Here is a 19,612-nt window from a genome sequence, read left to right as displayed (position 1 = left end):
ATAACAAACTTATAACACGAATAATATGTCGTTCAGAAGGGAGAATAAGGTTAAAAGCAACTTTTCAAAAATCACCATTAGCTTAGCATCGCCCGAGGAGATTTTGGAGCGTTCAAGCGGTGAGGTGCTTAAACCTGAAACCATTAACTATAGAACATACAAACCCGAACGCGACGGTTTGTTCTGCGAACGCATTTTTGGTCCTGTGAAGGACTACGAGTGCCATTGCGGAAAGTACAAGCGTATCAGGTACAAGGGGATAGTTTGCGACCGATGTGGGGTAGAGGTTACCGAGAAGAAGGTACGCCGTGAACGCATGGGCCATATCAGCCTTGTTGTTCCTGTTGCTCATATCTGGTATTTCCGTTCACAACCCAACAAGATTGGCTACCTGCTTGGACTACCAGCTAAAAAACTCGATGCCATTATATACTACGAGCGTTACGTGGTTGTTAATCCAGGCATTAAGGCTGCCGATGGTATTAATCAGTTTGACTTTTTAACTGAAGAAGAATACCTCGATATCCTCGATACACTTCCAAAGGAAAACCAGTACCTCGACGATAGCGACCCCAACAAGTTCATTGCAGCTATGGGAGCTGAGGCTCTTTACATGCTCCTGCAACGCATTAACCTCGATGAACTTTCGTACGAGTTGCGCCACAAGGCAAGCACTGAGTCGTCGCAGCAGCGCAAGAGCGAAGCTCTTAAAAGGCTGCAGGTAGTTGAAGCATTCCGCGAATCGGCTCATATAAACAAGCCTGAGTGGATGATACTAAAGGTGATTCCTGTAATTCCACCCGAACTACGTCCTTTGGTACCCCTCGACGGCGGTCGTTTTGCCACATCGGACTTAAATGACCTTTACCGTAGGGTAATCATCAGGAATAACCGCCTAAAAAGGCTAATCGAGATAAAGGCCCCTGAGGTGATTTTACGTAACGAAAAACGTATGCTTCAGGAAGCCGTAGATTCGCTATTTGACAACTCGCGCAAATCGAACGCAGTTAAAACCGAGGCTAACCGTCCTCTTAAATCGTTAAGCGATAGCCTTAAGGGTAAGCAGGGACGTTTCCGCCAAAACCTCTTGGGTAAACGTGTCGACTATTCTGCACGTTCGGTTATTGTTGTTGGCCCGGAGCTAAAGATGCACGAGTGCGGATTGCCCAAGGATATGGCTGCAGAGCTTTACAAGCCTTTTGTAATCCGTAAGCTTATTGAGAGAGGTATTGTTAAAACCGTAAAATCGGCCAAAAAGATAGTTGACAGGCGCGATCCAGTTGTATGGGATATCCTTGAGAACGTGATGAAGGGCCATCCCGTTCTACTGAACCGTGCTCCAACCCTTCACAGGCTAGGTATTCAGGCTTTCCAGCCCCGTCTTATTGAGGGTAAGGCCATTCAGCTCCACCCACTGTCATGTACTGCGTTTAACGCCGACTTTGACGGTGACCAAATGGCTGTACACTTACCCCTTGGAAACGAGGCCATTCTGGAGGCCCAGATACTCATGTTGGGTTCCCACAACATTTTGAACCCTGCAAACGGTGCTCCTATCACTGTACCCTCGCAGGACATGGTACTGGGACTATACTACATAACAAAACCCCGTAAGGGTGCCAAGGGCGAGGGAACAATTTTCTACTCACCCGAGGAGGTTATCATTGCTTACAATGAGAAAGCCGTTGACCTACACGCTATTATCAAGGTTAGGTTAAATACTTTGGATGAAAACGGTCAACCTAAGCAGCAAATAATTGAAACTACAGTAGGACGCGTAATATTTAACCAGTACGTTCCTGCTGAGATGGGCTTCATTAATGAGCTACTGACCAAGAAATCGCTTCGCGATATTATTGGTAAGGTTCTTAAGAAGACCAGCGTGTCCAAAACCGCTCAATTCCTCGATGATATCAAGGACTTGGGATACTACATGGCATTCAAGGGAGGTCTATCATTCAACATCGACGATGTTATCATTCCCGATGAGAAAGCCGAATTGGTTGAAGAAGGATACGCACAGGTTGACGAGGTTATGTCCAACTACAACATGGGTCTCATAACCAACAACGAGCGTTACAACCAGATTATCGACATCTGGACACATACCAACGCCAAGTTGACTTTGATGCTAATGAAAAAGCTCTCCGAGGACAAGCAAGGATTCAACTCAATTTACATGATGCTCGACTCCGGTGCTCGTGGTTCCAAGGAGCAGATTCGTCAGCTTTGCGGTATGCGTGGTCTTATGGCTAAACCGCAAAAATCAGGTGCCACTACCAATGAAATTATTGAAAACCCAATTCTTTCGAACTTTAAGGAGGGTCTTTCGGTACTTGAGTACTTCATCTCAACCCACGGTGCCCGTAAGGGTCTTGCCGATACCGCTCTTAAAACAGCCGACGCTGGTTACCTTACCCGTCGTTTAGTTGACGTATCGCAGGATGTAATCATTACCGAGAGTGACTGTGGTACACTTCGTGGGCTTGTGGCTACTGCCATCAAGAAGAACGAGGAAGTGGTTGAAACCCTTTACGAAAGAATTCTTGGTAGAACCACGGTACACGACGTATTCCATCCGCTAACCGGCGAGCTTATTATTGCAGCTGGAGAAGAGATTACCGAGGAAATTGCTCAAATTATTGAGGAGTCGCCCATCGAGCAGGTTGAAATTCGTTCAGTGCTTACCTGTGAATCGCGCAAGGGTGTTTGCGCCAAGTGTTATGGCCGCAACCTGGCAACCGGTCGAATGGTTCAGAAAGGCGAGGCAGTTGGTGTTATTGCAGCTCAGAGTATCGGTGAACCTGGTACTCAGCTTACACTACGAACCTTCCACGTTGGGGGTACTGCCGGTAGCATCATTTCTGACTCAAAGATTGTTGCCCGTTTCGATGGACGTGCCGAGATTGAAGAGCTAAAAACAGTTCAACGTCAGGATGAAAGTGGCAACAACTACCATATAGTTATTGGGCGTTTGGCCGAGATGCGAATTGTGGATTCCAACACTGGAATTACCCTTTCCACAAATAATGTGCCTTACGGTTCAAAGCTATACATCAACAATGGTGATACGGTGAAGAAAGGACAACTCATCTGCGAATGGGATCCATGGAATGCCGTTATCATCTCCGAGGTTTCCGGTAAGGTTGGATTCGACGCTCTCATCAAGGAGGTAACCTACCGCGAGGAAAGCGACGAGCAAACCGGTTACCGTGAGAAAGTGATCATTGAATCGCGCGATAAGAGTAAGAACCCCGCTGTAAAGATCCTTTCCGATAACGAGGAGGTAATTAAGCTTTACAACTTACCTGTTAGCGCTCACCTAACCGTTGAAGATGGTGCAACCATTCAGGCAGGTGATATTCTGGCAAAGATACCACGCGCTGTTGGTAAAGCAGGCGATATTACCGGTGGTCTGCCGCGCGTAGTTGAGCTTTTTGAGGCTCGTAACCCATCGAACCCTGCAATTGTATCGGAAATCGACGGTGAAGTATCGTTTGGTAAGGTTAAGCGTGGTAATCGAGAAATTAAGGTTACCTCTAAGACCGGTGAGGTTAAGAACTACCTCGTGCCCCTTTCCAAGCAAATACTTGTTCAGGAAAACGATTACGTAAAGGCTGGTACACCCCTCTCGGACGGTGCAATTACCCCTACCGATATTCTTGCAATCAAGGGCCCTACCGAAGTGCAGGAGTACATTGTTAACGAGATTCAGGAAGTTTACCGCATGCAGGGTGTAAAGATCAACGATAAGCACTTTGAGGTTATCGTTCGCCAGATGATGCGTAAGGTTGAAATACTTGATCCGGGCGATACACGCTTCCTTGAAGGACAACTTGTTGACAAGTGGGAGTTCATTGAGGAGAATGATAATATCTTCGAAAAGAAGGTTGTTGTTGATGCTGGCGATGCAACCCACCTACGTCCAGGTATGATTATTACAGCCCGTCAACTTCGCGATGAGAACTCAAAGCTGAAACGTAAGGATATGAAGCTGGTTGAAGCTCGCGATGCAGTTCCTGCAACATCCAATCAGGTGCTTCAGGGTATTACCCGCGCTGCGCTGCAAACCAACAGCTTTATGTCGGCAGCATCGTTCCAGGAAACCACAAAGGTGCTTAACGAAGCAGCCATTTACGGCAAGGTTGACACCCTTGAGGGATTGAAAGAGAACGTTATTTGCGGTCACCTCATTCCAGCAGGTACTGGTCTCAGAGAGTTCGATAAGCTTGTTGTTTACTCAAAGGATGAACATCAGCTTATTGAAAAATCAAAGAGTTCAACAGCTACTGTTAAGTAAATCAGATAGATTATAAGAAGGAGCCGGTGAATGCCGGCTCTTTTTTTTGCTCATAATCGTTAATTAGCAAACAAATTCATAACTTAGCCGTGAAAACATTAAAACCGTCCAGTTATGAATGACAAAGTAAATCCAATCAATATTGAACTTAGCGACGAGGTAGCTCAGGGTATCTACAGCAATCTTGCCATTATTACCCATTCATCGTCGGAGTTTATCATTGATTTTGTGCGTATAATGCCCGGAATGCCCAAGGCACAGGTAAAAACCCGTGTTATTCTAACGCCCGACCATGCTAAAAGGCTCTTGTTAGCTTTACAGGATAATATGGCTAAGTTTGAGGCTAATATGGGTACAATAAAGTTACCCGAAGGAAGCGAGGGAATGCCTCCATTTCCCATGAATTTTGGCGGTAAAGGTGGTGAAGCGTAAAATACTTTTTTTGCCATGAACAGAGTTTTTACCATTACAATGGCTTTTGCTCTTGCCTTTGTTTCGTGCAACAAGAGCGATAGTTTAGTTGTTCTATCACCTTCAGGCATGGTGTCTATTACATTTCAGATAAATGGTAAAGGGCAACCCTCTTACAGCTTGCTTTTTGACCAAAAAACAATAGTTAAACCTTCAACGCTGGGTTTTGAGTTTAAGGATATGCCACCTTTATCGGATAATATTAAGGTTGACAGTTTCAAAACCAGATCATTTAGTGAGAAATGGGAAATGCCCTGGGGCGATCAGCGATGGGTTGATAATACCTACAATGAGCTTAAGGTTTTCCTATCGGAGCGAAAATCGCCTTACCGCAATTTTGCTGTTACTTTTAGGGCTTTTAACGATGGTGTAGGATTTCGCTACGAGTTCCCTGAGCAGCCCGGAATGGATAGCGTAATCATACTAGCCGAAAATACTAACTTCAACCTAACCGGTGACCACACTTGCTGGTGGCAGCCCGGCGACTGGGATATTTACGAGCATCTATACAGGACAACCCCATTAAGTAAGATTGATGCTGTAAATAGCCAGAGCAAGAACCCTTTGGCTCAAACCTATATCCCTGAGAATGCGGTAAATACCCCTGTTACCATGAAAACATCCGATGGGGTTTACCTATGCTTTCACGAGGCCGATGTAAATAACTATGCCGGTGCAACCCTAAGGGTCGATACGGTTAACCTATCGCTTCAAACAGCGCTTGTTGGAAACGATTCAGGCGTGAAGGTTAAAACTAAAGTCCCCTTTAACTCGCCCTGGCGAACCATAATAATTACCGATAAACCAGGCGATATTGTAACATCAAAGCTAGTGCTAAACCTTAACGAGCCCAATAGAATTGGCGATGTATCGTGGTTTAAACCCATGAAGTATGTGGGTATATGGTGGGAAATGCACCTTGGCAAGTCGTCGTGGGATATGGCCAGCGGTAAGCATGGAGCCACAACGGCAAACGCAAAGCGCTACATCGATTTTGCTGCGCGTAATGGCATAAAAGGTTTACTGGTTGAGGGTTGGAACACCGGCTGGGAGCATTGGATTGGTTTTGAAGAACGCGAAGGAATTTTCGATTTTGTTACTCCCTATCCTGACTATAATTTAAGAGAGGTTGTGCGCTATGCCAAGAGTAAGGGTATAAGCCTAATCATGCATCACGAGACATCGGCTGCACCCCGTACCTATGAACAGCAACTCGATTCTGCTTATAGATTGATGCAAAGCCTTGGCATACATTCAGTAAAGACTGGATATGTAGGAAAAATTATTCCCAAAGGTGAATACCACCAGGGGCAATGGATGGTTAACCACTATCGCAAGGTGATTGAAACGGCTGCCAGAAACCAAATTGCTGTTGATGCCCATGAGCCCTTTAAAGGTACTGGTGAGTGGCGAACCTATCCCAATGTTATTGCTCGCGAGAACTTTAGGGGACAGGAGTTTAATGCCTGGTCAGTTGATGGCGGAAATCCCCCGGAACACCTTACAATTCTACCCTTTACCGCACAGCTTGCTGGGCCAATGGATTACACTCCGGGCATTTTTAACATCAAGCTAAAACCCTATAAACCCGATAATCAGGTAAATTCAACCTTAGCTTACCAGCTTGCTCTTTACGTGGTGATATACAGCCCTATTCAAATGGCTGCCGATTTGCCTGAAAACTACGAAGGTCACCCTGCCTTCCAGTTTATGCGCGATGTTGGGGTTGACTGGGAGCAAACGGTGATATTGGATGCTGCCATAGGCGATTACATTGCCATTGCCCGCGAGGAGCGTGGTTCAGGACGATGGTTTATTGGAGCAATTACCGATGAGAACCCTCGAGACCTTAGCTTAAAACTTGATTTTCTGAAACCAAACGTTAAATACAAAGCAACTTTGTACCTTGATGGTCCTGATGCTCATTGGGATAAAAATCCTACATCGTATAGAATAGGGACCCGCGAGGTGGATAGCAACACTGTTATTGACCTTAAACTTGCCCCTGGCGGCGGCGCTGCTATTTCGCTTTTCCCATTGTAATAAATAGTTAAGGCTGCCATTTGGCAGCCTTTTTCGCTATCTTTTCAGGTATTTAGCAAATACGTATAAACAAACTGTTGGTGTTAAAACGCCAACAACGTAGCCAACCCAGTGTGAAAGTTTAAAACCCTCAGGAGCAATAATAATGTAGTTGCTAACAACTGCTGTCATAAATAAAGCTGGCAGCAGTGTTATAACGTAGGGTTTCTTTTCCTGTGCTAAATAAACAGTTATTGCCCACAGCACTACTGTGGCAAGCACCTGGTTACTCCAGAACATGTATCGCCAAATTATATCAAACTTTACCTGAGTAAGCGTAAATCCAATAATAAAAAGCGGTAAGCTCACCAAAACTCTATTCGATAGACTTTTCTGCGAGAACTTTAAAAAATCTGCAACAATTAGTCGTGCGCTCCTAAATGCAGTATCGCCAGTAGTTATTGGTGCGGCTACAACTCCCAGAATGGCAAGTATTCCGCCAATAGCGCCAAGTGTAGTATTGGAAATTTCCCTTACAATAATGGTGGCTTCACCATTGTAACCGGCAATGGCTGAGTTTAGCCCCTGCGCTCCCCCATAAAAACTCATTCCTATTGCAGCCCAAATCAGTGCAATAATACCTTCGGTTACCATTGCCCCATAGAATACCTTTCGTCCCTCCTTTTCGTTTTTTAGGCAGCGCGCCATCATGGGGCTTTGGGTGGAGTGGAAGCCGCTTATTGCTCCACAGGAGATTGTTACAAACAGCATTGGGAATAATGGGAACTTATCGGCATTGGCTTTCATGTTGTGCATGTTGTTCCATATTTCAGGAATATCGTAAAGGTAGCCACCAGTAAATATGGCAATGGTGATTCCAACAGCCATTATGATGAGGGCTAGACCAAAAATGGGGTAAAAACGACCAATTATCTTATCGATAGGAAGCAGCGTTGCCAGAATGTAGTATGTGAGAATAATAAACACCCAAACATTTTTGGTAAGATAGTCAGGGGTTAACGATGCCATAAGGGCTGCTGGGCCTGAAATGAATGCTGCACCAACAAGAATCATTAGTATTAGCGTAAATACTCGCATGAATTGTTTTACACTAATGCCGAGGTACTTCCCAATGATTTCAGGAATACTAAGCCCGCCCATGCGTATGGAAATCATTCCCGAGAAATAATCATGAACAGCTCCGGCCAGGATATTACCTAGTACTATCCATAAAAATGCCACTGGTCCGTAGGCTGCCCCAAGAACGGCACCTACAATGGGGCCAAGACCAGCAATATTAAGGAATTGAATAAGGAATGCTTTCCACCAGGGCATGGGAATATAGTCAACGCCATCCTGCATGGTGTAGGCGGGGGTTTGACTTTGGCTGTTTGCCCCAAATACCCTTTCAACAAACCTGCCATATAGGAAATAACCTAATAGTAAGCCCAAAACTGCTAGAATGAATGAGTACATTTTGTTTAAAATTTATTCAACTTCAAAATTATACATTTTGCCTCATCAATTTCTTAATCACATGACCATTTCTTCAGTGTTGATAAAAATAAGTCAGTTGTTAAAAAGATATCTCAATAAACTAAACAATCACTTTAACCATTCACTACATTTGTTGTCGCAAGCAGGCCCCTTTGGGTTAATAGGGAACCCGGTGAAAGTCCGGGGCTATCCCCGTAGCTGTAAGCTCATTAACATGATGCCCATTATTTATGCCACTGTAACATTTATGGTTATGGGAAGGCTATGGGCATTGAGTAAGCCAGAAGACCTACCTGCTTGATGTATTTCTTGTAGCCTTCGGGTGAAAGGCCAGAAGATATCGGTTATTAAACCCTCATCTTCAGTTTTTCTATTCCGGGCTACCATTTGTTAAACTTAAATTTCAATAAAATGAATGGTAGGCATTTCCCCAACGAAATTGAAAAGCGCGATGGTTCAATCGTTCCCTTTGAGCCAAGTAAAATCACATTTGCTATTTATCGAGCCCTTAAAGCAGTAGGAAAAGGCTCTTGGACTTATGCTGAAGAATTAACAGGCGAAGTTCTGCAAGAACTGGCAACGTTGAAGCATCGTCCCAAAGTGGAACAGGTACAGGATATTATTGAAAACCTGCTTATGCGGATACATTTAAATGATGTGGCCAAAGCATACATCCTGTACCGTAAACAACATGAGCACCTGCGTAACGAGAATTTACTTTTGAATAACTCCAAGTTAATTGATGATTACCTTGAATTTACCGATTGGCGCGTTAAGGAAAGCGCAAACTCTTCCTACTCCCTACAAGGTTTAAATCAACACATTGTAACCAAAATCTGCTCCAATTACTGGCTCGATAGAATTTACCCTACTGAAGTAACCCAGGCGTACAGGAATGGCGATATTCACATTCATGACCTTGGTTTCTTAAGTGTTTACTGTGTTGGCTGGGATTTACATGATTTACTCATTTCAGGCTTTCGGGGTGTTTCTGGAAAAGTGGAGAGTAAACCCGCTCGCCATTTACGTACTGCTTTGGGTCAAATTACAAACTTCTTTTATACGCTCCAGGGCGAGGCTGCAGGCGCTCAGGCTTTTGCCAATTTTGACACTTACCTGGCTCCTTTTATTTACTACGATAAACTGTCATATTCCGACGTTAAGCAGGCATTACAGGAGTTTCTTTTTAATTTAAATGTACCTACACGTGTGGGTTTTCAAACGCCTTTCACAAATATCACCCTTGATTTGAAAGTGCCTGATTTCATGAAGAACCAACCAGTAGTATATGCAGGTGAGTACCAAAACAAGCTATACGGAGAGTTTCAACATGAAATGGATATGTTCAACAGGGCATTTACCGAGGTAATGCTTGAGGGCGATGCTGCCGGACGCTTGTTTTCATTTCCCATTCCAACCTATAACGTTACTAATGATTTTGATTGGGAAAATCCCCTTTACGATGGTATTTGGGAGATGACTGCAAAGTACGGCGTACCCTATTTTAGCAATTTTATTAATTCAGACCTTCACCCCGATGATGTAAGGAGCATGTGCTGCAGGTTACGTATCGATAAACGTGAACTCTCGCGCCGCGGTGGTGGGCTTTTTGCTTCAAACCCATTAACTGGAAGCGTTGGGGTGGTTACAATTAACCTTCCTCGAATAGGTTACCTTGCAAAAAACGAAGATGAATTCATGGCAATGCTCTCACATCTGATCGATATTGCTGTAACAAGTCTCGAAGTAAAGAGGAAAGTGATTGAGAATCTAACAGAAAAAGGGTTATATCCATACTCCAAGTTCTACTTACGTGATATTAAAAAAAGGTTTGGAAAGTACTGGGCAAATCATTTTTCCACTATTGGCATAGTTGGGATGAATGAGTGCTGCTTGAATTTTTTGGATACCGATATTACACAACCCAAGGCTTACGAGTTTAGCTTAAAGGTGATGGATTATATTCGCCAAAAGCTTTCAGTTGTTCAGGAACAAACTGGAAATATCTATAACCTGGAGGCCACCCCTGCTGAAAGTACTTCATATAGGTTAGCACGGATCGACCGTGAACTATTCCCCGATATTAAAGTTGCAAATAACGATAAAATCCTTAAAGGTGCTAAACCATACTATACAAACTCAACACAGCTACCAGTTTCAAAAACAAGTGATTTGTTTCAAGCCCTGAAACACCAGGAAAGGCTTCAGGAAAAATACACCGGGGGTACTGTGTTTCATATCTTCCTTGGTGAGAAACAACCGGATCCAAAGCAGGTCAAAATGATGATAAAAAAAGTCATGAGCTCATTTAGGTTGCCCTACATTACTATTTCACCCACTTTTAGTATTTGCCCGTCGCATGGGTACCTTTTTGGGGAGCATGAAACGTGTCCTAAATGTATGGAGGTTGGGAAAACCAGCCATTGTGAAGTTTTTTCAAGGATTGTTGGTTACATTCGTCCTGTTGACCAATGGAACGATGGTAAACAATCGGAATTTGACGATAGAAAACTTTTTGATCATGCTTTTAATTGTTGATTGGTAGAAATGCAATTTGCCACAATTCAACATCAAAGTTTAATTGACTATCCTGGTAAAATCTCATGTGTTTTATTTACCGCCGGGTGTAATTTCCGTTGCTGGTATTGCCACAATTTTTGGCTAGTTCTACCCCATAAAACCAGAAAAATGGTTGATGAAGCAAACGCTTTATGTTTTCTGGAAGAACGAATAGGGTGGCTCGATGGAGTGGTAGTATCGGGTGGGGAGCCAACCATCCATCAAGATTTACCTGATTTTTTATTGAAGGTAAAAGCCCTTGGATACTCAGTCAAGTTAGATACCAATGGCTCAAATCCTGTGATGGTTGAGCATTTATTGAAAAATTCTTTGGTCGACTATATTGCACTTGATGTTAAAGCTATACCTGAACCCGGTTTTTATAGCAAAATAATTGGAATGCCTGATACAGAAATGGTTAAAAATGTAAATGAAACTATAAGCATTATTCTGAAGTCAGGCATTAATTATCAGTTCCGGATAACTTGGCTTCCTGATTATCACTCTAAGAAAGATATTGATATAATAAGAAATAGATTTCTTAGAGGTTCGGAGTTAGTAATAAATACTTTAAGAACTCAAAATGGGATACTTGCTAACTATATCTAAATTAATTGTTTATGTTAACTTTTTTTGAGGGATTACTTAATAGTTCTAGCATTATTGGCAGCTTAATAACCTTATCTGCTGCCGCTGCTTTGGGGATTTTAATTGGTAAAGTTGAGGTTAAAGGCGTAAAGCTTGGTAGTTCAGGTGCTCTTTTTGCAGGTTTGGTTGTTGCAAACCTTGGCATGGGTATGAACCATGAGATGTTGCATTTTGTAAAGGAGTTTGGGCTTATTCTATTTGTTTATGCCCTTGGAATAGATATTGGCCCCCGTTTTATTTCCACATTTCGGAGTAGCGGTTTAAAACTAAATATTTTGGCAACAAGCATAGTTTTTTTAGGTTTTTCTATTGCTTTAGTAGTAAAATATTTTGGTGGTGTATCTCCACAGCAGTCGGTTGGATTAATGAGTGGTGCTGTAACAAACACACCAGGACTTGGAGCAGCCCAACAAGTACTTAATGAGTTGGGCATTGCTTATGGTTCAAACGAAGCTGGTATGGCTTACGCTCTTACTTATCCCTTTGGGGTTATTGGGTTAATTCTTGGAATTACCCTATTACGCTTTCTTTATAAGGTCAACTTAAGTGTGGAAAGCGAAAAGTATGCTGCTAAGCACAAGATCAGCAATAAACGAATAATGAGCATTAAGGTTGAAGTTGCCAATGAAAACATTGCGGGCAAAACTATCGGGTTTATTAAACAGAAACTACACGGGGAAATGGTTATTTCACGTCTTGGACGGAACGCTGATATGATGATTGCATCCGATAGGCTGGTTATTGAAAAGGGTGATATTATTTATGGTGCAGCACCTGAAACTTTTTTCGATGATATTGAACTCAAAGTTGGAAAAGTATCGCTACAAGAAAAGAGAAGTCTCCCCGGAAACCTTGCTATGTTTCACGTACTATTCACTAACCGGAAATTAGCTGGTAAAACAATTGAGCAGATTGGAATATACCGCCGTTATGAGGCAAACATCACCCGCATTTTTCGCTCAGGTATTGAAATTCTACCAACACCTGATACTGTGGTTGAAATGGGCGATTTGTTAAGAATTGTTGGTAAGCGCGATTTGCTTGAAGAGATTCGTAGTGAACTTGGGAATTCAGTCCGTGAGCTTACTACACCAAATACATTCCCTATCTTTTTAGGCATTTTGTTAGGTGTTTTAGTGGGTAGCATACCCATATTTATACCTGGCCTACCTTCGCCTGCTAAACTAGGTCTTGCAGGTGGGCCTTTGCTTATAGCAATCTTTTTTGGGTATAAGGGACGTATCTGGAGGCTACATACCTACATAAGCCCAGGAGCAAACGCTTTTCTCCGAGAATTTGGCATTATACTTTTCCTTGCTTGCGTGGGAATTGGATCTGGCGCAGGCTTTGTTGATGCTTTTATGGCAGGGGGATTAAGGATTATGGGTTATGGAGTGTTAATCACTATTATCCCAGTATTACTTGTTGGGAGTATTGCAAGGATGATAGGAATTAATTTTTTGGAAATAATGGGAGCCCTTGCCGGTTCTATGACCGATCCTCCAGCATTGGAGTTTGCTAACGGAATGTACCCTTCCAATGCACAATCAGCAGCTTATGCTACTGTTTACCCCCTTACTATGATTTTGCGAATTGTGCTGGCGCAGGTTTTAATCTTCCTATAACAAAAAAGCAGCCATTCACGGCTGCTTTTTCTCATTTATCACAGTTTACTTTAAACCCCTATTCTTAAGAAGAGGTTCAATGCTAGGCTCTTTACCACGGAAATCCTTATACAGCTCCATGGCATCCTTTGAACCACCCTTTTCAAGAACGCAAGTGCGGAACTTGCCAGCAATTTCTTTGTTGAAAATATCGCCGCTTTCAACAAATGCTTCAAAAGCATCGCTATCGAGTACCTCAGCCCAAATGTATGAGTAGTAACCGCTTGAGTAACCCATAACATCGCTAAATATATGTGCAAAGTATGTGCTGCGGTAACGGGGCCATATCTCTGGTATCAGCCCGATCTTGTCCATAGAGGCTTTTTCAAAGGCTACTACATCTTCAATCTTTGCCTTATCAGCCGTTAGGGTGTGGTAATCCATGTCGAGGATCGATGCTGCTAAATACTCGGTTGTGGCAAAACCCTGGTTAAAATGTCCGCTAGCTTCAATCTTATTGATTAGCTCATCGGGCATGGGCTCTCCGGTTTGGTAGTGGCGTGCATACTCTTTCAGGTATTGTTTATGGCCAGCCCAATGTTCCATGATCTGGCTAGGTAACTCAACAAAATCGCGGGGCACGTTGCGTAGGCCAGGGTACTGCACCTTACTAAAAAGCGCATGTAATGCATGCCCAAACTCATGGTAGAAGGTTTCAGCTTCGTCATAGCTGAGGAGTGCTGGTGTGTTTCCTGTTGGTTTGCTAAAGTTACATACTATCGATACTACCGGTGAAATAAACTTACCATCGGGCATTATACGTTGGCTGCGGTACTCGGTACACCAAGCTCCAACCGATTTGCTTTCACGGGGGAAGAAGTCGAGGTATAGTATGCCAACATGCTTACCATCGGCTTCCTGAACCTCGTAAACCTCGCATTCAGGGTGATATACTGGTAGGTCGGTACGCTTTACATACTTCAAGCCGTAAAGTTTTTCAGTGAGGTTGAAAATCCCTGAACGAACAGCATCGAGCGATAGGTATGGGCGGAGCATTTCTTCGTCCAAATCATATTTTGCCTTACGCACCTTTTCGGCATAGTACCACCAATCGGCAGGACCAATTTTAAATTTTGCACCTTCGGCTTTGGCTAGTTTCTGCATATCGTCACGCTCAGCTTTAGCTCTTTTAAGTGCTGGTTCCCAGAGTTTGTTCAAGAGGTTATAAACATTTTCAGGTACTTTGGCCATGTTAACATCTAAAACGTAGTGAGCATGGGTAGGGTAACCTAAAAGTTCTGCTTTTTTCTGGCGTAACTCCACTATTTGCTTTATTATATTCTTATTATCGTGAGCATTGTTGTTGTTACCACGCATGTAATAGCCATAGTACAGCTTATCCCTTAACTCTTTGCTCTGTGCATAGGTTAGGAAAGGTATCATGCTGGGTTTGTAAATGGTATAAACCCATTTGCCTTCCATTCCCCTCGATTTGGCTTCCTCTGCACCCATCGCTTTTACCGATTCGGGTAATCCAGCCAAATCCTCTTCCTTATCAATCACAATAAAGTAATCATTGTTTTCTGCTAAAAGGTTCTCATTGAACTGAAGGGCAAGCAGTGAGAGCTTCTGGTTAATATCACGGAGTTCGGCTTGCTTAGCTGAATCAAGGTTTGCACCACCTCGAACAAACGATTTGTAAGTTTTTTCAATCAGCAACTTTTGTTCAGGGGTGTAATTGTTTTGGGCCATGTTCTCGTAAACGACTTTAACCCTTTCAAATAGCTTGGGATTCATGCTGATATCATCCCGATGTTTCGAAAGCATGGGCGATACCTTTTTAAGAACCTCCTGTAGTTCATCGCTGGTATTGGCAGAGTTGATATTTTCCATGGTTAAAACCACTCGTTCAAGCAGTTCTCCGCTGTAATCAAGCGGTATGATGGTATTTTCAAAGGTAGGAGCTTCAGCGTTAGCTGTTATTGCATCAATTTCGCTCAGCTGCTGCTTAATGCCCTCAGCAATAGCAGGCTCATAGTGTTCTACTTTAATTTTATCGAATGGCGGAACACCAAAGGGGGTTTTGTACTCGTCAAGGAAAGGATTCTCTGGACCTTTCTTTCCGGTGCATGCCATTATTGTTCCCATTAAACCAATGGTTAGAATTAGTAAACCTTTTCTTTTCATCGTTAAAAAGTTTAAGTATTGATAGTCAGATTTTTAGGTTTGATTTTAATTTCCCGAAAGTTAGCAATAATGATTATATTTTTATCAACCCAGGTAATGTTTCGATTTAATATCACCCATAAAGTTTACTTTGTCTCTAATTTTTTAATTTTTGGGTTGATGATAGTTGATACTATTTTTATGAATTGGTTTAGAATATTATTTTACTTTTGCACTCTGTGAATAGATGTTTAACAGGTAAAAATGATGTATTATGGGAGCATTTCATGCCTACGACATTAGAGGCATATACAACAAGGATTTTAATAAAGACGATGCCTATAAGGTTGGATTCTTTTTGGTTGACCTGCTAAAAACTAACCGTGTACTGGTTGGTCGCGATGCACGCGAATCGTCCGATGAAATATTCGAGTACCTCACCCGTGGTATCACCGATGCAGGAGCCGATGTATACGATCTTGGCTTGGCAACAACACCTATGGTTTACTATGCCACTGCAAAGGGTAATTTTAATGCATCGGTGCAGATTACTGCCTCGCACAATCCCCGCGAGTATAATGGAATGAAGGTTTCCCGGGAGAATGCTGAACCTGTTGGATACGATACCGGCCTTAAGGTAATTGAGGAAAAGATTAAAAACGGTGAGCCTATTGTTCCTGCTTCAAGCAAAGGGAAGGTTATTGAGCATAACATTAGAGCAGAGTATATCCAATTCCTAAACGGCTTTAAACGCGATTATTCCAACCTCAAAATCGGGATTGATTGCTCCAATGGAATGGCTGCACTTATCATTAAGGATATTCTTGGCACAAGCCCAATTTACCTGTACGATGAGCTCGATGGCACTTTCCCTAATCACGAGGCCAACCCCCTAATCCCAGAGAATGTGGTTGACCTGCAGAATTTGGTTAAGGCTAATGGTTGCGATGTGGGTATCATTTTCGACGGCGATGCCGACCGTGTTATGTTTGTTGACGAGAATGGTCGCTTTATTTCTCCCGACCTCATGATAGGCGTATTAGGGCACTACTTTCTGGAGGAGAAAGGACTAAAGGGTAATGTTTTACAGGATATACGCACCTCCAAGGCTGTGGGCGAGTATTTATCACCAATAGGTGCAACAATGCATACCTGGAGGGTAGGACGTGCTTTTGCCGCTAAAAAGCTACGCGAGATTGATGGAATTTATGGTGGCGAGCTTGCAGGGCACTACTATTTCCGCGATTTCTTCTATTCCGATTCCGGCATGCTGGCTTGCATACTCATACTAAACGTTGTGAGCAAGATGAAAGCTATGGGGATATCGCTATCGCAGCTCATATCACGAATCGAAACCTATGCAAATTCCGGCGAAATCAATTTTAAGCTTGAGCGCAAGCGCGAAGCAATGGATGCTGTTCGCGAGTATTTTACCTCTGTGGAGCAACCTACTGCTTCGTTCGATTTTGATGGTTACCGTGTGGAGTTCCCCGATTGGTGGTTTAACATTCGTCCTTCAAATACTGAACCCTATCTACGGTTTATAGCTGAAGCTAAAACCCACAAAATGCTTGAGGAAAAGGTTGCTAAGGTGCGCGAAATTATTGCCAAATTCAGCTAATACATTTATATAAATATGAATCGGCTGGAAATAAAAGGTAAACATGGAATTTACCTGGTAAATCTGGCCGATTCTGCATCTGTTTTAAAGCCAAGCGGCGAAATTTGCTCTACCTATATTGGCTCCGAAAAACAATCGGGTAGGAGAGTTGTTGTAAAACGGTATCACCCTTGGGTTAACTCCGCTTCCGCTTACTTTTGGCGCATTGAGCGCGAGGCTCAAGCAACCTCTGCATGCTCGGGCTTATCCTCCGAGTTGATACTATTGGAGGGCATTTACTACTTGATTACCGATTACATAGAAGGTGTTAGTTTTAAGGAACTTACCCGCTGGCGATACCATCGTAAGTTAAATTACTACCATCTCTTACATCTTGCTTTCAAAGCATTAGGTGCATTGCAAGAGATCCATGATTCGGGTTTTATTCATTGCGATATTAAACCATCGAATATCATTGTAACTGATCCCAAAAATATTGCAAACTCCGATGTTAGAATAATCGATTATGGTTTAGCACGCAAACCTGCTGAGCCATTACATAGCAATGAAAAAGCTCTTGCTTTTGGTTTAATATATTCCGCTCCTGAGCAGGTGCTCAATTTTTGGGATTTAATCGACGTTCAAACCGATATTTACTCAATGGGAGTTACGCTTTGGACACTATTTTCGCGTAGCGAGCCTTGGGTGGCGAGTAACCCTCTAAAAACTATTCATGTTCAGTTAACCCAACCCTTACCAAGGAACCGAAGGGTTGCTGATGATTTAATGAGCATATTGTTAAAATCAACATCAAAGGCTCAATTACCCAAGCCACCGCACTATTACACCCGCACCCAGTTAAGAACCTTATTGCAACAGGCCAAAAGTATTAGGTATGCTAGTGCTTTAGAGATGTTAAATCATATTGAACAACTGGGAAAGAGTTAGCCAAAATGTTAAAAAAGTTTTGCTGCTGTATTGTAATTTAAAAAAATCAGTATCTTTGCACCGCAAAACAATGGCGGGGTGTGGCGCAGTTGGCTAGCGCACTTGCATGGGGTGCAAGTGGTCGTCCGTTCGAGTCGGATCACCCCGACCAAGAAGAAAAAGGAGGCAGTCATGCCTCCTTTTTTCATTTCCTGCAGTTGGCTAGCGCATCCCGACGTGGGTCGGGATGGTCGTGGAGTTCGAGTCGGATCACCCCGACCAAGAAGAAAAAGGAGGCAGTCATGCCTCCTTTTTCTTTTCCATGCAGTCTTTTTACACATCGTTTAGGGTGAACCATAATGGATGTTTGCCAAATATCTTCCCTCGCTATTTTCAGGACGGGTCAAATTTCAGCCATCAACTATCAACTATCAACGAACAACGAAATTGTTCGAGTCGGATCACCCCGACCAAGAAGAAAAAGGAGGTAGTCTAGCCTCCTTTTTCTTTTATGAGTTTTTCTCCCTCATTCATTTCAGCCAAATCAAGCATTGCAGCTCCCTTAAGCGTTGTCTTTTCCCTCTCTCTTCAACCAACAACCATCAACAATCAACCATCAACCATCAACTATCAACGAACAACCAACAACGAACAACTAATATTTTTGGATTTGGATATTTTTGAAAAAGAAATACATTTGTATAACCAGATAGGCGTATTGTTCAACTAGAGTTATGTCGATTTTGAAATCAAAATCGTTTTATACTATTTTATTATTGAGATTGATAAACGCATAAGCATAAAATACTGAATTTTTTATTTGTTAAAATTAATTGCTTGTAAAACAAAAATTTAGATCTATGAAGAAGTTATTCATTTCTGTAATCCTATGTGCTTTCGCATTTTCTAGCGTAAAGGCTCAAAACATAACTGGAATGTATGCTAACCTGGGGAATGGTTACATGTTTAACTCCAGCCAGCCCGATTTTTATAAAAACTCCATTGGAAAGTCCTTTAGCTTTGGCCTTTTTAATAGGTTTTCCATAAAAGGTGCTCAAAGTAGGCTTAACTACGATTTCTCACTCTGCAATTTTCACTACCAAAACGATACCGTAAGTGCCGTTGCCCTTCAAAACTTGCTTGGGGTTGATTTTTTGATTAATCCCTTTAGTAAGGGTATCAATGATCAGGTAAACCTATTTATTGGCGTAGGAATTTATGGTCTTTTTCAGACTCGTTCCTTTGAGCCGGAATCGGGTATTGAGACTATAAACGATGGTTACGCAGGATATGCGGGTCTGGGTTTTAAGGTTAACTATGTTATCCCAATTCAAGACACTGAAAAGTCTGAATCGGCCTTTACCCTTGGTTTTGCCTTTCGGCCTAAAACCCTTTTGCTAAGTAAGGATGATATACCCACCTTTTCAACGGCATCGTTTACTTTAGGTTTTGAGTTTGGCAGAAAACGATAGAATGGATTAACAAGGTGTATCACTGGTTTTCACCTCTGTTTTTTGTATCTAAGTATAATTATAGCTGATAGGCAGCTTGTCAGCTTTTTTGTTACGCATATTTCAATATCGTTTAGTTAAGGTAATTTGTCATCCTGAGCGTAGCGAAGGATCTTTAATCGACCCCATGGGATGTTTCGCTTGCGCTCAACATGACATCCTTCTCATGAAACGAGCAACAGCAAGTATCACAGAGTTACACAATGTAACACGGTGTTACACAGAGCGTGTGACGTGATATTCAAGATCAACGATTCACGAATATCGAACAACGCTTCCCGCCCCGTAGGGGCGTAATATTTGTAAA

General features: G+C 42.6%; 11 protein-coding genes, 1 tRNA gene and 1 riboswitch. Of the genes, 10 read left to right on the top strand and 2 right to left on the bottom strand.

What is annotated here, in order from left to right; genetic code table 11:
* The first annotated feature begins 25 nt into the window (after positions 1-25).
* From rpoC to WHS63_RS02945, 3 genes are all read left to right on the top strand, one after another.
* Positions 26-4,300, top strand: coding sequence for a DNA-directed RNA polymerase subunit beta' (gene rpoC / locus WHS63_RS02955; protein ID WP_445203825.1), 4,275 nt, complete (start codon positions 26-28; stop codon positions 4,298-4,300).
* A gap of 114 nt (positions 4,301-4,414) precedes the next feature.
* Positions 4,415-4,732 carry a DUF3467 domain-containing protein gene (locus WHS63_RS02950; protein ID WP_369489636.1) on the top strand — a complete coding sequence of 106 codons (318 nt, stop codon included), beginning with the start codon at positions 4,415-4,417 and terminating at the stop codon, positions 4,730-4,732.
* A gap of 15 nt (positions 4,733-4,747) precedes the next feature.
* On the top strand, positions 4,748-6,814 hold the full coding sequence (locus WHS63_RS02945) for a glycoside hydrolase family 97 protein (protein ID WP_445203824.1): 2,067 nt from the start codon (positions 4,748-4,750) through the stop codon (positions 6,812-6,814).
* 36 nt (positions 6,815-6,850) lie between these two features.
* Here the strand turns inward: WHS63_RS02945 and WHS63_RS02940 are convergent, their stop codons facing one another.
* Positions 6,851-8,269: a carbon starvation CstA family protein gene (locus WHS63_RS02940; RefSeq protein WP_445203823.1), complete on the bottom strand. Its 1,419-nt coding sequence runs from the start codon at positions 8,267-8,269 to the stop codon at positions 6,851-6,853.
* 148 nt (positions 8,270-8,417) lie between these two features.
* Positions 8,418-8,601, top strand: a riboswitch (cobalamin riboswitch).
* 100 nt (positions 8,602-8,701) lie between these two features.
* On the opposite strand from WHS63_RS02940, the gene WHS63_RS02935 reads away from it, so the two are divergent.
* The 3 genes from WHS63_RS02935 to WHS63_RS02925 are packed head-to-tail and all read left to right on the top strand — an operon-like array spanning position 8,702 to position 13,122.
* The gene (locus WHS63_RS02935; RefSeq protein ID WP_445203822.1) at positions 8,702-10,828 is read left to right on the top strand and encodes a ribonucleoside triphosphate reductase; all 2,127 of its coding nucleotides are present in this window, start codon (positions 8,702-8,704) and stop codon (positions 10,826-10,828) included.
* Between the two features lie 9 nt (positions 10,829-10,837).
* The gene (locus WHS63_RS02930; protein ID WP_445203821.1) at positions 10,838-11,458 is read left to right on the top strand and encodes an anaerobic ribonucleoside-triphosphate reductase activating protein; all 621 of its coding nucleotides are present in this window, start codon (positions 10,838-10,840) and stop codon (positions 11,456-11,458) included.
* Between the two features lie 11 nt (positions 11,459-11,469).
* The gene (locus WHS63_RS02925) at positions 11,470-13,122 is read left to right on the top strand and encodes a putative transporter (protein ID WP_445203820.1); all 1,653 of its coding nucleotides are present in this window, start codon (positions 11,470-11,472) and stop codon (positions 13,120-13,122) included.
* 45 nt (positions 13,123-13,167) lie between these two features.
* Here WHS63_RS02925 and WHS63_RS02920 read toward each other — a convergent pair whose 3' ends face one another.
* Complete coding sequence (locus WHS63_RS02920; RefSeq protein ID WP_445203819.1) at positions 13,168-15,288, bottom strand: M3 family metallopeptidase; 2,121 nt, start codon at positions 15,286-15,288, stop codon at positions 13,168-13,170.
* 253 nt (positions 15,289-15,541) lie between these two features.
* Here WHS63_RS02920 and WHS63_RS02915 point away from each other — a divergent pair, with 253 nt between their 5' ends.
* From WHS63_RS02915 to WHS63_RS02900, 4 genes are all read left to right on the top strand, one after another.
* Complete coding sequence (locus tag WHS63_RS02915) at positions 15,542-16,888, top strand: phosphomannomutase/phosphoglucomutase (protein WP_445203818.1); 1,347 nt, start codon at positions 15,542-15,544, stop codon at positions 16,886-16,888.
* Positions 16,889-16,903: 15 nt separating this feature from the next.
* Complete coding sequence (locus WHS63_RS02910; protein WP_445203817.1) at positions 16,904-17,815, top strand: serine/threonine protein kinase; 912 nt, start codon at positions 16,904-16,906, stop codon at positions 17,813-17,815.
* 74 nt (positions 17,816-17,889) lie between these two features.
* A tRNA-Pro gene (locus tag WHS63_RS02905) sits at positions 17,890-17,966 on the top strand.
* 688 nt (positions 17,967-18,654) lie between these two features.
* Positions 18,655-19,266: a hypothetical protein gene (locus tag WHS63_RS02900; RefSeq protein WP_445203816.1), complete on the top strand. Its 612-nt coding sequence runs from the start codon at positions 18,655-18,657 to the stop codon at positions 19,264-19,266.
* The last annotated feature ends 346 nt before the right edge of the window (positions 19,267-19,612 follow it).

This window comes from Tenuifilum sp., assembly GCF_037481895.1.
In the GTDB taxonomy this organism is placed as follows: domain Bacteria; phylum Bacteroidota; class Bacteroidia; order Bacteroidales; family Tenuifilaceae; genus Tenuifilum; species Tenuifilum osseticum.
The sequence above is the reverse complement of the archived record's forward strand: the minus strand, read 5'-3'. Positions and strand labels throughout refer to the sequence as shown.

Bases quoted from the DNA above. Each gene is read 5' to 3' on its own strand.
- WHS63_RS02940 (WP_445203823.1), bottom strand. From the start codon at position 8,269: ATGTACTCATTCATTCTAGCAGTTTTGGGCTTACTATTAGGTTATTTC.
- WHS63_RS02935 (WP_445203822.1), top strand. From the start codon at position 8,702: ATGAATGGTAGGCATTTCCCCAACGAAATTGAAAAGCGCGATGGTTCA.
- WHS63_RS02900 (WP_445203816.1), top strand. From the start codon at position 18,655: ATGAAGAAGTTATTCATTTCTGTAATCCTATGTGCTTTCGCATTTTCT.
- WHS63_RS02945 (WP_445203824.1), top strand. From the start codon at position 4,748: ATGAACAGAGTTTTTACCATTACAATGGCTTTTGCTCTTGCCTTTGTT.
- WHS63_RS02910 (WP_445203817.1), top strand. From the start codon at position 16,904: ATGAATCGGCTGGAAATAAAAGGTAAACATGGAATTTACCTGGTAAAT.
- WHS63_RS02930 (WP_445203821.1), top strand. From the start codon at position 10,838: ATGCAATTTGCCACAATTCAACATCAAAGTTTAATTGACTATCCTGGT.
- rpoC (WP_445203825.1), top strand. From the start codon at position 26: ATGTCGTTCAGAAGGGAGAATAAGGTTAAAAGCAACTTTTCAAAAATC.
- WHS63_RS02950 (WP_369489636.1), top strand. From the start codon at position 4,415: ATGAATGACAAAGTAAATCCAATCAATATTGAACTTAGCGACGAGGTA.
- WHS63_RS02915 (WP_445203818.1), top strand. From the start codon at position 15,542: ATGGGAGCATTTCATGCCTACGACATTAGAGGCATATACAACAAGGAT.
- WHS63_RS02920 (WP_445203819.1), bottom strand. From the start codon at position 15,288: ATGAAAAGAAAAGGTTTACTAATTCTAACCATTGGTTTAATGGGAACA.
- WHS63_RS02925 (WP_445203820.1), top strand. From the start codon at position 11,470: ATGTTAACTTTTTTTGAGGGATTACTTAATAGTTCTAGCATTATTGGC.